This window comes from Domibacillus enclensis, from assembly GCF_900156125.1.
Lineage (GTDB): Bacteria > Bacillota > Bacilli > Bacillales > Domibacillaceae > Domibacillus > Domibacillus enclensis.
In genome coordinates this window covers 18,767-34,029 of sequence record NZ_FTLX01000016.1, presented here as the reverse complement: position 1 = coordinate 34,029, position 15,263 = coordinate 18,767, and the positions used below count along the sequence as shown (strand labels likewise).

Annotated in this window: 13 protein-coding genes; 6 read left to right on the top strand and 7 right to left on the bottom strand. The window is 48.3% G+C overall.

Annotation, left to right across the window (positions count from 1 at the left end; all coding sequences use genetic code 11):
- Window positions 1–242 precede the first annotated feature (242 nt).
- Both BW952_RS18745 and ybaK read right to left on the bottom strand, forming a co-directional pair.
- A complete protein-coding gene (locus BW952_RS18745; protein ID WP_045852255.1) occupies window positions 243–530 on the bottom strand; it encodes a hypothetical protein in 288 nt (95 codons plus the stop codon).
- 114 nt (window positions 531–644) lie between these two features.
- Window positions 645–1,124 carry a Cys-tRNA(Pro) deacylase gene (gene ybaK, locus BW952_RS18740; protein ID WP_045852254.1) on the bottom strand — a complete coding sequence of 160 codons (480 nt, stop codon included), beginning with the start codon at window positions 1,122–1,124 and terminating at the stop codon, window positions 645–647.
- 65 nt (window positions 1,125–1,189) lie between these two features.
- Here ybaK and BW952_RS18735 point away from each other — a divergent pair, with 65 nt between their 5' ends.
- Entirely contained in the window at window positions 1,190–1,840 is a 651-nt protein-coding gene (locus BW952_RS18735) for a LytTR family DNA-binding domain-containing protein (protein ID WP_045852253.1), read from the top strand.
- A gap of 230 nt (window positions 1,841–2,070) precedes the next feature.
- On the opposite strand, the gene BW952_RS18730 is transcribed toward BW952_RS18735, so the two are convergent.
- Window positions 2,071–3,909 (bottom strand): cation:proton antiporter, encoded by a 1,839-nt coding sequence (locus BW952_RS18730; protein ID WP_045852252.1) that lies wholly within the window; start codon window positions 3,907–3,909, stop codon window positions 2,071–2,073.
- A 160-nt stretch (window positions 3,910–4,069) separates the two neighbouring features.
- Here BW952_RS18730 and BW952_RS18725 point away from each other — a divergent pair, with 160 nt between their 5' ends.
- The 3 genes from BW952_RS18725 to BW952_RS18715 all read left to right on the top strand — a co-directional run bounded on the left by BW952_RS18725 (window position 4,070) and on the right by BW952_RS18715 (window position 8,278).
- Window positions 4,070–5,692, top strand: coding sequence for an ABC1 kinase family protein (locus tag BW952_RS18725; RefSeq protein ID WP_052698543.1), 1,623 nt, complete (start codon window positions 4,070–4,072; stop codon window positions 5,690–5,692).
- 63 nt (window positions 5,693–5,755) lie between these two features.
- Window positions 5,756–6,649: a manganese catalase family protein gene (locus BW952_RS18720; protein WP_045852251.1), complete on the top strand. Its 894-nt coding sequence runs from the start codon at window positions 5,756–5,758 to the stop codon at window positions 6,647–6,649.
- A gap of 93 nt (window positions 6,650–6,742) precedes the next feature.
- Window positions 6,743–8,278, top strand: a complete 1,536-nt coding sequence (locus BW952_RS18715) for a sensor domain-containing diguanylate cyclase (RefSeq protein WP_045852250.1) — start codon at window positions 6,743–6,745, stop codon at window positions 8,276–8,278.
- A 31-nt stretch (window positions 8,279–8,309) separates the two neighbouring features.
- Here BW952_RS18715 and purU read toward each other — a convergent pair whose 3' ends face one another.
- On the bottom strand, window positions 8,310–9,185 hold the full coding sequence (gene purU / locus BW952_RS18710; RefSeq protein ID WP_045852261.1) for a formyltetrahydrofolate deformylase: 876 nt from the start codon (window positions 9,183–9,185) through the stop codon (window positions 8,310–8,312).
- Between the two features lie 168 nt (window positions 9,186–9,353).
- Here purU and BW952_RS18705 point away from each other — a divergent pair, with 168 nt between their 5' ends.
- Window positions 9,354–10,691, top strand: a complete 1,338-nt coding sequence (locus BW952_RS18705) for a sodium-dependent transporter (RefSeq protein ID WP_045852249.1) — start codon at window positions 9,354–9,356, stop codon at window positions 10,689–10,691.
- A 279-nt stretch (window positions 10,692–10,970) separates the two neighbouring features.
- Entirely contained in the window at window positions 10,971–12,353 is a 1,383-nt protein-coding gene (gdhA, locus tag BW952_RS18700) for an NADP-specific glutamate dehydrogenase (RefSeq protein WP_045852248.1), read from the top strand.
- A gap of 26 nt (window positions 12,354–12,379) precedes the next feature.
- Here gdhA and BW952_RS18695 read toward each other — a convergent pair whose 3' ends face one another.
- From BW952_RS18695 to BW952_RS18685, 3 genes are all read right to left on the bottom strand, one after another.
- Window positions 12,380–13,273 (bottom strand): SGNH/GDSL hydrolase family protein, encoded by an 894-nt coding sequence (locus tag BW952_RS18695; protein ID WP_052698542.1) that lies wholly within the window; start codon window positions 13,271–13,273, stop codon window positions 12,380–12,382.
- A gap of 74 nt (window positions 13,274–13,347) precedes the next feature.
- Window positions 13,348–13,860, bottom strand: coding sequence for a hypothetical protein (locus BW952_RS18690; RefSeq protein WP_045852259.1), 513 nt, complete (start codon window positions 13,858–13,860; stop codon window positions 13,348–13,350).
- 190 nt (window positions 13,861–14,050) lie between these two features.
- Window positions 14,051–15,010 carry an aldolase catalytic domain-containing protein gene (locus tag BW952_RS18685; protein WP_045852247.1) on the bottom strand — a complete coding sequence of 320 codons (960 nt, stop codon included), beginning with the start codon at window positions 15,008–15,010 and terminating at the stop codon, window positions 14,051–14,053.
- Window positions 15,011–15,263: the final 253 nt, after the last annotated feature.

Here is a 15,263-nt window from a genome sequence, read left to right as displayed (position 1 = left end):
CGCAGGGCGAAGACTCGGGAGGGATCAGGCGGGTCAGGTGAGATCCACTTTTGGAGCGTAGCGACAAAAGTTAGCTCACCGCCCGCCCCTCCGAATGCGAAGTCCTGCAGAAGCCGCCCGAACTGTGTTCGCGCAAGCACAGTAGCTTCGAAAAAGGAAATGGCTACCTGGATTCCATTTACATTTTTCGACAAAACGAAAAAAAAGCAGTCCCGCTATGGGGGCTGCTTTTTATTTATTCATTACCCTTTAAAAATATCGCTATGTGATTCACGGATGCGCGCGAGAACGGCGTCTACTGTGGATTCAGCGTTAACGGGATATTCTTTCACTCGTGTGACAGAGCATGCTTCGCCTGTCTGGCATAGTACTTTTACACATTCCGCTGTTTCTTCTTCGAGTTCATGCCATCCGCCCGCATCAAAAAAGGCACCTGACTTTGCCATTTTTTCATACTGTACGACAAAGTTCTCTTTTACTTCCCCGGCGAAATAGCTTTTTACATCAAGAAGATTTTCAACGACCATCATGGTTATGGGTCAACTCCTGTTTCATTTGATGCACTTAGTATACGCCCGTTTTTTCCAAAAAAGAACCGGTATCCGCCCAAAAATACGTTTTTCCACACTTCAGTAACAAATCGTTCAAATTTTGTTCACAAGTTCACAAAAGGAAGCGTTTACGACATCTGCTAATCTATCTGGTGTCAGTTCAATCTGTGCCCCGATTCTTCCGGCACTGACCACGATCGCGTTATGATCCCTGGCCTGCTCCTCAATAAAGGTCGGGTACAGCTTTTTCATGCCAATCGGTGAACAGCCTCCCCGAATGTAGCCCGTCCATTTCTGAATGTCTTTTACCGGGATCAGTTCTACCTTTTTTTCACCGGCAGCCCGGGCTGCTTTTTTTAAATCAAGCTCTCCTTTAACGGGCACGACAAACACATACAGACTGCTTGCCCCCTTTGTGACAAGGGTTTTAAACACCCGCTCCGGTTCAATCCCAATTTTGGCCGCTGCCGACAGGCCATCAATTTTTCCGTCTCTGTGATCATATTCATGCACGTGATACACCTCACCGGCCGCATCAAGCAAGCGCATGGCGTTTGTTTTGCTTTTTGCCACGCAGACCCCCTCCTTCTATTATGTTAAAATGATTGTACTACAGCTAATGCGAAGAGGTAGAGCAAATGGATCAATTGACTGTTTCGGGCTTAATGGATGTGATGAAGGAATTTTTCCCGCCTAATACATCGGTTGCCGTGTCCAATCATGAAAAGTTCATTTATTATCAGCCGAGCCGTCTCGTTGACTTGCATATACGGGCAGGCGACCCGATCAAGGAAGGCAGTGTTACACGGCAGGCCATTACGGAAAAGCATCAAGTATCCACTTATATTGACAGTGAGGTGTACGGCATCCCCTATTATGCGATGAGCGTGCCTATTTTTGATGATCACGTGCTGACCGGTGCAATCACCACCATTTATCCGGCAAAGCCATCGCCTATTTCCCGCAATCTTTTAACGATTAAGTCTGAAGACCGCTGGTACCCGATTCCTTATTCAGACGTCATGTATCTGGAATCAGAAGGCCGCAAAACACGTGTGCAGGCTCAAACCGGGAACGGCTATCACAAGCTCAATTTAACCGAGCTTGAATTTATGCTGCCGGATGACGCGTTTATCCGTGTTCACCGTTCCTACATCGTGAACGTTCATTTTATTCAAGAAATTCAGCCTGACTCGCATTCTACCTTTTTGCTTATTATGAAGGACCGGACGAAAATTCCTGTGACACAGACGTACACAAGCGCTTTTCGCAAGTCGCTTAATTATTGATTTTCATTTATCGTTCTTTACGCTTACATTTTTCTGTTTCATGTCGTTTATATGACGTTTTGTGCTCTTTTTAATGAAAGCTCTTTCAAAGAAATTTATACTAGTAATCAAGAAGCCGATCTAACCGGCTCAACTTACAAAATACATTCCATACTCTCTCTGATTTACTGTCAGAAAAAAGCGGCCTCGCGTGAGGCCGCTTTTTTCGTTGTGCCGAATCGCATGCCGCTTTATTGATCACGGCGCTGTACGGCAATTTTTTCTTTTGCCTTGGCCATTTCCTTCACCGGCGGCATCAAGCTGATGATCATGTCCCCCGCTTCTCCTTTTGGCGAGACATCACGCGTGTAAAATTCCAGCTTGCCGGATGCTTTTACGATGAAAAGAAGCAGTGTGTTTTCATCAAGGTCCTTTAAGTAAGAATCATATCCGTACCGTTCAGTCAATTCCGTGCGGCGGAAAACATAGTCTGCTGCACGTGAAGTAAGCGCCTGATAATGAGCGGAAGAATCAAACAGCACCTTTCCGCCAACCGTTTTATTAAACTCTCTTGTGGTCTCTGTCCGTTCAGGACCTGCCGCGATCTGATACAGGTTCTCACGGCCCATTTCCGGCACAAATGTCGAGCAGACGAGGGCGTTATACGCTTCATCACTCGTGGCGGAAATCATGTATTCGTACGGTGTCAGCTCCAAATGATATTCGGTGCTTTCCGATAAAATTTCACCATGGTACACCGGCAAATTCGCCTGGCGCGCCGCATTCAGCCTTTGCCACGATTCGTCCGCAACGAGAACCGGAATATTCAAGTCCTGCATCGTTTTGCCGAGCTTTGCCGTAAACGTATTTCCGCCGACTAAAAGCACTCCTGGTTTGTCTGTGGACGCAAGATCCAGCTTTTTCGCCAGCCAGCCGATGGAAAAGCCGTGCGCCACAACCGTTGAAAAAACGAGGGCGAACGTCAGCGGCGTCAGTAAAGAGGCATCCTCATACCCTGCTTCAAATAGCGACTGGGCAAAGTAGCCGGATACTGTCAAAGCGACAATTCCGCGCGGGGCAATCCAGCCAACCAGCGTTTTTTCCTGCTTCGTCATATCGGTGCCGATCGTTGACAGCCAGATCGACAGCGGCCGGACGACAAACAGCATGATCAGGACAAACGCGATAATTCGAATGTCGAAAATCTGCATAAGTGTGTCTCGTGTTAATGACGCCGTCAGCATAATAAAAATGGTGGAAATGAGCAAAATCGAGATGTTTTCCTTGAAATGTCGCATATCCCGTATAGACGAAATGTGCATGTTTGCCATCACCATCCCCATGGCGGTCACAGCTAAAAGCCCTGTTTCATGCATCGCCTCATCCGCAATCGTAAAGCAGGCGATCACGACCACAAAGACAACAGGTGATTTTAAATACTCGGGAACTCGCCCTTTTTCAAGTGCTTTTCCAAGCCCAATCCCGAACAAAACGCCGAGAATGACCGCAAACGCGGAGCCGAGCAGGAAGTTGATAAATGTAGCCGCTGTGACTTCCCCTGTGAAAAATTTAATTAATTCAAATGCAAAAAGGGCGAGGAGGGCACCAAACGGATCAACGACGATCCCTTCCCATTTTAATATAGCCGCTGTGCGGGGCTTTAATTTCGCCTGGCGCAAAAGCGGCAGGATCACAGTCGGTCCGGTCACAATAAATAAGCCGCCAATGACAAACGCCACTGCGAGCGACAAGCCGGCGACATAATGAGCAGCAAGCGAGCCGGCGATCCAGGCGATAAATGCGCCGAGCGTCACAATGCGGCGAATCGGCTGCCGGACCGTTTTAATTTCCCGGAAGTCCAGGTTTAAGCTTCCTTCAAACAAAATAATCGCAACTGCTGCTGAAATGATAGGACCAAATAAATCCCCGAAAACGTCCTTCGGGTTAAACCAGCCGAAAATCGGCCCGATCAATAAACCGGCTACAGACATGACAACAATCGCGGGAAGCCGGTAACGCCATGCTGTCCACTGGGAAGCAATGCCGACAACAAGCGTAATCATTAAATAAAACAACAAAGAATCAAACATCACATCTTCCTCTCTCCATCTTCTTTCATACATACTACCGTGTTTGTTCCCGAATTTCACGTTTAAGAAACTGCCGGCGCTTTCACCGGTTGAAATTGTACAGGCAAGGCATTCGTCCGGTACACTGAAGAAAACGCATTAGTCGGAAAGGACGGATTTCGTGGCCAATATCGCTTTTTTCCGGATTATCGCAATCGTTAAAATGGCCGCTGTTTTTTTTATCCAGCTTACATGGTTTGAGCGGCGCCACCGGGGCAGCTGGACAGATGAAACCAACCAGAAATGGGAGGCGCTTGTCAGAAAGCAGGCGGCCGAGTACCGGCGGACAGCGCTTCGCTTAGAAGGACTGCTTATTAAGCTCGGACAGTTTTTAAGCACGCGGGCAGATGTGATGCCAAAGGCTTTTCTTGAAGAGCTTGAAGGATTAATCGACCGGGTGCCGGCTGTTCCGTGGGAATCGGCGAAAGCGGTCATGGAAGCCGAGTGGAACGGCCCGGTCGAAAGCATTCTTGCACGGATTGATCAGACACCTGTCGCGTCCGCTTCGATCGGACAGGTATACAGGGCGTGGCTTCATTCAGGCGAAGAGGTCGCCGTGAAGGTGCAGCGCCCGAATATTGACCGGATTGTATCTGTGGACTTTAAAGCTGTGCGGATCGTCATGAATTTAGCGAACCGTTTCACGAAATTCGGCAGGCAAACGGATCTGCCGGCTTTATACCGGGAAATGACGTCTATTATCGGCGCTGAGCTGGATTTCCGGAGCGAGCTTGCCAATGGCCGTTATTTCAAGGACCGCTACGAAGGATTTCCGGATGTAGATATTCCCGCTTATTACAAGGACGTTTCTACAAAGCGCCTCCTCGTTATGGACTGGATTGAAGGCGCGCGGATTACCGATCTCGCGTTTTTAGACCGCAATGGACTGGATCGCCATGACCTGGCTGAACGATTGACCGTCATGTTTTTAGAGCAGCTGCTGCAGGAAGGAAAGTTCCATGCCGATCCGCACCCCGGCAACATTATGGTGAAAGCAGACGGAACGATCGTGCTCATCGATTTCGGGATGATCGGTATGCTGCCCGCTTCGGATGCCGTTCACATTCGCAGCATCATAGAAGGCATTTTAACGGAGAACTATGACAGTGTCGTCAGTGGGCTGGAGGGGCTTCAGTTTCTTCTTCCACACGCCGACAAGGAGCGAATGAAAAGGGTAATTCGGACGATGGTGGATGCCTATACGTCCCAGTCGTTCACCCAAATGGATGACCTCGCCGTTCAGCAGCTGCTTGAAGAAATCCAGCAGATCGTCAAGCAGGAGCCGGTGCAGCTGCCGGCAGGCTTTGCTTTTTTAGGAAGAGCCGTTTCAACCTTTATCGGGCTGCTTCATATTTTAGACCCTGACATCGATTTAATGAAGGTCGGCCGGCAGCCGGTTATGGACTGGATTGGAAAAAACGCCGGAAGCTCGAAGCCCCAGGATTTCCTGCTGCAGGCATTGCGTCCGCTCCTGTCCCTGCCGCAAAAGCTGTCAGCCGCACTGGATGAGCCGGCTAAATGGCGCGAGCAGCAGGACGGGCACAGACAGCGGGCTGAACAAGAGCGTTACGTGCTGAAAAGCCGCCGTGACAGCCTGACCCTTGTTGCATTAACCGGTCCAGCCGCCATCGTTTCTTTTTTCGCGGACCAGGCTGCTTTTCAGTACGGAAGCGTCGCTTTGCTTGCCGGATCGCTTCTTCTTTATTGGCGCTCCGTCCGGGCACACAAACGATTTCTTCAATAGTAGGCACTTTCCCTCCTTTTCCCGCATACAGTAAAGCGTGATAACAAAAGGAGGGCTTTTTTTATGTTCAAACGTATGAACCGCCTGGCAGTTGAGCTTCCTATTCCAGAATACGGCTGTGCGAATTCAGCCGCAGCTGTGCAGGAGCTGCTCGGAGGCAAATTCGGCGAAATGTCTACTTTAAATAATTATTTATTCCAGTCGTTTAACTTTCGACAAAAAAAGAAGCTGAAGCCTTTCTATGACCTGGTGGCAAGCATTACGGCTGAAGAAGTCGGACACGTGGAGCTTGTATCCACCACAGTCAATTTGCTCCTAAGGAATACAACGTTTGATGCTGATCCGGACTGCACCCCGCTTCAAAACGGGTTAAATAAGCGCAACACCCAGCATTTTATCGTCAGTGCCCAGGCATCTCTACCTGTTGACTCCATGGGCGCGCCCTGGACAGGAAATAATGTGTTTACGAGTGGCAATCTGACACTTGATTTACTGCACAACTTTTTCCTGGAAACCGGTGCGCGTACACATAAGATGCGTGTGTATGAAATGACTGACCATCCGACAGCACGTGAAATGATCGGCTACTTGCTTGTCCGTGGCGGCACTCATATGCTGGCGTATGCGAAAGCCATTGAAATGATTACCGGCGCGGATGTGACAAAAATGATCCCGACGCCTGATGTGTCCAATGCTAAATTCGACACAGCCCGCAAGTTTGAAGCACAAGGGCTGAATAACGTGCTGTATACGTGGAATGACGCCGGTGAATACGATGGCATCCGGCAGATCTGGAAAGGAACAAATCCGGAAAACAACGAACCGCTTAAAGTCATTGACGGTTCTCCAAAAGGCGCACCGATTCCAGATTTAGACGATCTGCCGCAGGAATTCGCCCCGGGTGTGAACCCTGATCACTTTGAATGGGTGGCTAAAAAGCTCATGGATCAAATGTAGCATCTTTATAAAAAAGACTAGATATTTACAATTAATTTAAAAGCATATATAGTACAAAAGAGATACCACATTAACTTATTGGAGAAAATTAGGATGAGTCTTCGGAAACGAATCAGCTTGTTTTTTCTGCTTGCGGCCGCATTGATTATTGTCACTCTTTACGCAGCGTCACACTTGTTTATTTTAAATAGCTATATTGAGCTGGAAGACGCCAAGGAAAAAGAAGATATGAAGCGTGTTTTGCTTGCCGTCGAAGCAACGGAATCATCACTCGCTTCCCGTCTAAGTGACTATGCCGCGTCACGGACCATTCATGACGTACTGGCAGGAACAAAAACAGACTTAAACGCTTTTTTCAGTGATTCCGTTTTTTTAAACAATCGATTTACGTCGGTTCTCCTATTGGATGAGCAGGGCGAGATCATTTTTCAGAAAAAAATGAATTTCGAAACCGGTGTCAGTCACTTAAGCGCACCTAATTTATTGTCATTTATGCAAACAGAACCTGAATTCACCCGAGCAGAAACATTTTCCGGCATTTATCACGTCGGCGGTGATGCCATGGCGGTCGCCGTTCGAACAGTCGACACAGCAGAAGGACGAAAAGGCACGATGCTTCTTGAGCGAGCATTCGGTCCGCAGGCGATTCGGAGCCTCCGGGCTGAGACCCGGCTTCCAATCACCTTTAACAGCACCGTTGATACGGTTATTCCTGATCAGGCAGCCGAATCATCCGATATTTGGATTAAGCGGAACGGCGATGAAACGCATACGGTTTATGCGGCTATTCGTGACGTCCACGGCCAGCCTGCAGCGATCATCGGTTTCGAAGCGCCTCGGGATATTTATCTGCAAGGGCGCCAGACCATTTTTCTTTGGCTGCTCTTTACGATTGGTGTCGCTGCGGTGCTGATTGCGACGGTTATGTATGTGATTAACCGGCTTGTGTTTCTCCGGCTGGCTGATTTTTCGAGCAACATTGCGAAGATTCGCGGACAGGTTGATTTCGGACTCCGACTTCCGGTTAAGGCGCATGATGAAATTTCCAGACTGGAGCGGGAGTTCAACCGCCTCCTTGACACGATTGAGAAGTCGCGTACGCACATTGTGAAGCTGGCGTATGAGGATACGCTCACTCGGCTGCCCAATCGCGCTTACATTTACAAAGAAGCCAATCAGCAAATGAAACGCCACGAAGAAAAAGGCTTTTCCGCTGCTGTCCTGTTTATGGATCTGGACGGCTTTAAGCAGGTGAACGACCGGTATGGGCATGAAACAGGTGATGCGCTGCTCCGGCATGTGGCCAAACTGCTTCGGGACTGCCTGCCTCATCCAAATGATATTGTGTCCCGCCTGGGCGGTGATGAATTCATTGTCTTTTTGACGAATGTACAGGAAGCCGATCAAGCAGCCGCTGTTGCCCAACGAATGTGCCAGGCCATCAGCAAGCCCGTCCCGATCAACGGCCAGACCGCCGACGTGTCTGCGAGCATCGGCATCAGTTTTTATCCAGAAAGCGGCACCGACCTTGATACACTCATATCAAACGCCGATGCCGCCATGTTCGACGCCAAGCATCTCGGAAAAAACCAGTACGCCTTTTACCGACAAACCTCACTTATTACGTAAAAAAGCTGTGCCATTTCGGCACAGCTTTTTATTATTGAAAAACGATGGTTTTATTGCCGTGCACAATAACGCGGTCTTCTAAATGCCACTTCACGGCTCTAGCCAGCACGCGGCGTTCGATGGAGCGGCCGATTTTTTTCAGGTCGGCTACGTGATCGCGGTGGTCGACACGCTCGATATCCTGCTCGATGATCGGACCTTCATCCAGATCATTTGTGACGTAATGAGACGTTGCCCCGATCAGCTTTACACCACGGTTATAAGCACGCTCATATGGACGGGCACCGATAAATGCCGGCAGGAACGAGTGATGAATGTTGATAATTTTGTTCGGGTATTTCTCCACAAACTCCGGTGTCAAAATCTGCATGTAGCGGGCCAGCACAATCACATCGACATCGTACTGCTCAATCAAGCGGGACTGCTCTTCCTCCACCTGCTGACGAATGTCCTTATTGGCCGGGATGTAATGAAACGGAATGCCGAGCGATTCCACCATGCCCCGTGCCTCCTCATGATTTCCCGCGACAAAAGCGATATCCGTCTGCAAATCCCCGCTTTGCCATTCCCACAAAAGCTCCAGCAGACAATGCGGCTCTTTGGAAACAAAAATCGCGGTTTTCTTTCGTTCGCTGCCGTACGCAAAACGGTACTCCATATCAAAATCATTGGCGAGCGAGACAAAATCCGCTTCCATTTGGCTGCGCTTTTGCGCTAAATCGTCGCAGTCGAATTCCAAACGGATAAAAAAGGTGCCGCCCGCTGGATCACTCGTATACTGGCTTGATTCAATAATATTCGCCCCGTGTTCAAATAAAAACTTCGACAGTGCGGATACGATTCCAGGTCCATCCGGGCATTTCACAAGCAGACGGCCGCGATTTGCATAACGGTCCTGCCCGTTCATTGGTATGTTACGTGCATGTATATTTTCAGTCATCATGTACACTCCAGTAATTAAGTTAATTCAACCATTATAAACGATTCCGTTTACTTTGAAAATATATTCAGCCGCTCATTTCGATTCGTGCTATAGTAAAATAACGAAATCACTTGTTTTTAGGAGGCGGACTCTTTGGAAAAACAGCAACAATGGTCGTCGAAAGCCGGCTTTATTTTATCATCGGCCGGTGCAGCGATTGGACTCGGCGCGATCTGGAAATTCCCTTACGTAACCGGACAAAGCGGCGGTGGAGCGTTTTTGCTTTTATTTATACTTTTTACGCTGCTGATCGGGCTGCCGATGCTCATTTCAGAGTTTATTATCGGACGCGGGTCCGGACGGGAAGCCGTCAGCGCCTATCAAAAACTGGCCCCTGTTTCCTTCTGGACCGCAACCGGCAAAATTGGCGTGGCCGGCTGCTTTCTGCTGCTGTCTTTTTACAGCGTTGTCGGCGGCTGGGTGCTTATTTACACCGTTCGTTCCCTGTATGGCGGGGTCATTGACGGCGGCGACCCTGGCGCACTATTTGGCGCTGTCACCACAAATGCCAGTTTGACGATCGGCGGACACGCTATCTTTATGCTGCTGAACATTATTGTCATCGCGGCCGGCATTCAAAATGGGATCGAACGCGCCAGCAAATATATGATGCCCGTTTTGTTTCTTTTCTTTCTCGTTTTAGTTGTTCGTTCCTTGACACTTGAGGGCGCGATGGAGGGCGTTTCCTTTTTCCTTCAGCCTGACTTTTCAGCGATTAACGGAGAAGCTGTTTTGTATGCGCTTGGCCATTCGTTCTTTTCACTTGCTGTCGGCTTTTCGTGCATGGTCACCTACAGCTCGTACCTGGGCAAAGACGTCAGCATCCCGTCCTCGGCTGGATCAGTTGCCATTATGAATATTTTTGTATCGATTTTAGCGGGACTTGCGATCTTCCCGGCTGTTTTTGCGTTTGGCCTTGAGCCGGCAGAAGGACCAGGCCTTCTTTTCGTCGTCCTCCCTGCTGTTTTTGCTCAAATGCCGTTTGGGGAACTGTTTTTATTTATGTTCCTGCTGCTGTTTTTGTTTGCAACGCTTACATCATCGTTCAGCCTGCTTGAAATTATTACGTCCGCTTTTACAAAAGGGCAAGAAGCGTCGCGTAAGAAAACCGCGCTTATTTCAGGCATTGTCGTTTTCTTTGCCGGCATTCCGGCGGCGCTGTCCTTCAGTGTTTTGGCTGACGTTCAATACTTCGACCGGACTATTTTTGATTTAACCGATTATCTCGTCAGTAACATTCTTCTTCCACTCGGCTGTTTGCTGATCGCCCTGTTTATCGCATGGCGGATGGACAAGGCGCTGGTGAAGGAGCAATTTGAATTAAATGCAGGCCGTCTGCAATCTGCTTATGCCATCTGGCTGCCACTGATGCGCTGGGTCGTCCCGGTCACAATTGCTGTCGTTTTTGTGTATACAATGATCCAGCTTTAAACAAAATAAACGCGTTCACGAATGATGACGATTTCGTGAACGCGTTTTTTATTCCATCTCATTATGCGATGGAATTGATTCGTTTTTTTCTATTTATTCAAATTTTGATATGAAAACTCACTTACTCTCCCTTTCAATTTAGCTTTCTCCTAATTTAAATCCAATTAATCTCAATTAAAGATCGATTCAATCTTTTTAAAGCATTGATGGCATTGAATTTTCAGAATATGATGCTATTATCTGAAAAATTAGTGAAGATGTACAAAGGAGATAACAAAAATGACAATTCCAACTGACGTAACACAAGGCGAAACAAATGCAGCTAAAAAATACGTACAAGACGTATTTGAAATTGTAAAAAAGCGTAATCCGGGTGAACACGAATTTCATCAGGCTGTGCAGGAGATTTTCGAATCGCTGACACCGGTATTTGAAAAATATCCCGCTTACATTCAGTATAACATTTTAGAACGTATGGTGGAGCCAGAGCGCGTGATCTCATTCCGCGTGCCGTGGACAGACGACAATGGCCGTGTGCAAGTCAACCGCGGCTTCCGCGTTCAGTTCAGCAGCGCAATCGGTCCTTACAAAGGCGGCCTTCGCTTCCATCCGTCTGTTAATGCCAGCATTATTAAGTTTCTTGGCTTTGAACAAATTTTCAAAAACTCCTTAACAGGCCAGCCGATCGGCGGCGGCAAAGGCGGATCGGACTTTGATCCAAAAGGAAAATCAGACAATGAAGTGATGCGTTTTACACAAAGCTTTATGACTGAATTGTACCGCCACATCGGTCCCGACGTTGACGTTCCTGCCGGAGATATTGGAGTCGGTGCCCGTGAAATCGGCTACATGTTTGGGCAATACAAGCGCCTTCGCAACAGCTATGAAGCGGGTGTCTTGACCGGCAAGGGGATTGCATACGGCGGAAGCCTTGCGCGCAAGGAAGCAACAGGCTTTGGCACGGTTTATTTCGTAGATGAAATGCTTCGCGACAAAGGAAAAACATTCAAAGGCCGTACAGTTGTTGTATCCGGATCAGGAAATGTATCCATTTATGCAATGCAAAAAGCAACGGAGCTGGGCGCAACCGTCGTCGCATGCTCAGATTCAAACGGCTACATTTACGACGAAAACGGTATCGATATCGAGACGGTCAAGCAGCTGAAGGAAGTAGACCGGAAACGGATCAGTGAATATGTGAACTTCTATCCAAATGCAACGTATACCGAAGGCTGCGCAGGCATCTGGAGCATTCCGTGCAAAATTGCTCTTCCTTGTGCGACGCAAAACGAAATCAGCGCAGAGGCTGCTCAGCTGCTCGTAGACAATGGCGTAAAAGCGGTGGGCGAAGGCGCGAATATGCCGTCCACACTTGAAGCGATCGACATTTTCTTGAAAAACGATGTTCTTTTTGCCCCGGCCAAAGCGGCCAATGCAGGCGGCGTAGCGGTTTCTGCTCTTGAAATGGCACAGAATAGCGCACGTGTGCCGTGGACATTTGAAGAGGTGGATGCAAAGCTTCATGACATTATGAAAAACATTTACAAGCAGTCAAAAGAAGCAGCCGCTGAATTCGGCTTTGAAGACAACCTCGTCGTTGGTGCAAACATTGCCGGCTTCGTCAAAGTCGCCGATGCCATGATTTCACAAGGTGTTGTTTAATACACATAAAAAAGGGATTCCTGTTTTCAGGAATCCCCTTTTTGTCCTGCAGAAGCATATACTTCTTGTTTCGTACAGCCTTTGATCGCTGCCGTTTCTTCGACTGTTTCCGTTTCTTCCGCATCCACTTCTTCCTCCGCTGCTTGCCGCTGTTGAATCAGTTCGGAAAGAGACACCGGTTCAGGCAGCTGAGTTAAAATCGAAGCCGGAATCTCTTTTCCAGGTGCGTAAACAGCTAAAAACGCATTCGCCATTTCTAAATAACCTGCTTCGTTCGGGTGGACATCCGCCGGATTCGGCAAGTATTCGGCTGCATCGAGCCCGAACCGGCCGGCTACTGGCACAAAGGTCGCACCCGCTTTTTCTGCTTCCTGCTCAATAATTTGATTCAGCACATCTAGCTGCTTGCTGACTGCCGGCTTATGCTGGTCAAACACATGAGGATACGGGAAATAATAGCCCATTGCATATACATCGGCTGACGGGTTGAGTGCGCTGATTTTCTCAAGCAAAAGCGCATAGTCTTCTCTTACACCATTCAGCGCAAAAGCAGCTGTGATGGCATTGAATGTCAGCATTCCGCGATTCGGATCGTTTTGGATCAGCGGCAGCAAATCATTTGCGCCGGCTGAAATGGTTACTAAATCGGCTGACTGAATCGCTTGCTGGCCCGCTTCACTCTCCACCTGTCCGATCACCTGCTCGACTGTGTAGCCGGGAACAGACAGCTGCTTGGAATAAGCGTCCGGCTGCAGCCCCATTGCGATCATATCAGCATACCCTGCACCAATCTCCCGGTTTGGCGTCTGCCCTGCTGCAAGTGAATCCCCAATCGCGATATAGTTCACAGCAGCTGCCTGAGCCGGCAGCGCCACACTGCTTATTAAAAACAAGCACATGATCATGCTTTGTTTGAACATCCTGTCCACTTCCTTTAAAGGGTCTTGCCTGTATTGTATCAAAGGAAGTGACCTCTTCGCTTGAATAAACTGTTTTACGCGCCATTCAGCGTAAAAACATATTCAAGATCAATGCCCCTTACCTGCTTGTCTTGAAAATAAGCCACGTAATAAATAATCGAATCATCCAAATGGTACACGATTCCATCAAAGGAGTGGGCAAGCGCAAACTCTTTCGTCGAGCGTCCAAGCCACGCGTGAATGTGTTCCGGGCGAACGTTCGGAAGCGGTTTTCCTTTGTATTTCCAATCAAGGGCATCTTCCCGCAGCTGCATTTCGGAATACCGGCAGTTGATGACGAGCGGGCGCTCCAGGTTCACTTCCTGCTTTAAAATCGCCGCCCGTTCCCCTCCCTCTGCTTCCGCATGACAAAAAGCATACTGAGCCGCAAGTGCCGCATCACTGATCAAATAAAGGCCCGATCCGAAAATAGACCTTGCCTGTATGCCTCCCTGAAACCGGCGCCGTTCCATCCGCTCATAACGCTGACAAGCCACTACCTGCTCCGCTTCCCGAAAACTGATTCCGCGATACCCCGTTCTTTTCATCGTTTCAGCCCCCATTTCACGATTCATTTCTCCAGCAGGCAAACATCCCTAGTACGAAAATTGATTTCAGCTTACCATATTCTGCTCTTTCTTTGGATTAGACTGGAAGAAAATCTAACGTGTAATGTACAGAAGCTAGCGGGGCGCAAAAAACCCCCTGAAGAGGATTCAGGGGGCTGATTACATTTATTTATTTGTTGGCTGGCGATACGCTCGCTTCGGGCGAAGTGACTTTGTCGTAAAAGTTCACGAACTGGTCACGCTCATCGCTGTTGCGGTAGGCCATCGCTACGCGCGGGTGTTCATTTAACACGCCAGAGATCATGTAAGGAATAATGTAGCCCCACTCCCACTTCTCGCGCATTGGCACCATATGCTTTTCAATCACGCCTAGAACCGGCTTCATTTCATACGTCGGCTTTTGAATGTAGCTGACCAAAAGCTCGGTGTTGCAGTTTCCAGCGGCACGGCCCATTCCGTATACAGATGAGTCAAGGAACGTCACACCGCTTTTCATTGCCGTCAGCGTGTTGGCAAATGCCAGCTGCATATTATTATGTGTATGAATGCCCAGCTGCTTGTTCGGAATCATTGATTGGAATTTCTTCACCTGGTGCTCAATGTCCGCAGGGTCCAGGCTTCCGAATGAGTCGACGATGTACACAACATCGACCGGACTTTCCTTCACCATTTCAAACGCTTCGATCAGCTGGTGCTCCGGCACACTGGATAACGCCATAATATTTAATGATGTTTCGTAGCCTAGGTCATGGAACATACGCACAAGCTCAAGGCCTTTATCCACTTCCCGAATGTAGCAGGCAACGCGAATCATATCGAGCACGCTTTCTTCACGAGGCAAAATGTCGTTTGGATCTACGCGGCCAATATCAACGAGCGCAGACAGCTTCGTGAACTTTTTCTCTGGAATGATCTCCTTCAAAAAGTTGTCATCGAGGAATCTCCACGGATTCGGCTCTGTTGCATTCAACAGCTTTGCTGAGTTTTTGTAGCCAATTTCCATATATTCAACACCGGCTTCACTTAAGCCGTTGTATAAGTCCTGAACAAACTCAACACTGAAATCCCAATTATTCACTAAGCCGCCATCGCGGATCGTACAGTCTAAAATTTTGCTGCGATTTTCCATAACAATCATTTCCTCCTCTTTCTTCTGCTGATCAGAACATGTATTTTCACTTTCGCGCTTTTACGCTTTTATGCTTTTATGTAATAAAGTATCTTGTTACGTTTATATCATGTTTCCCCAGCGACCGTCAATCCATTTTTGAAAAAAGCGCTTTTCTTTTCTCAGTCAATAGCTGTATTTTAACATACTTCCGATTCCAGCAGGGCTTGAAAGCGGAAAAAAGAAAAAAGGCTGCACAGGGCAGCCTTTTGCT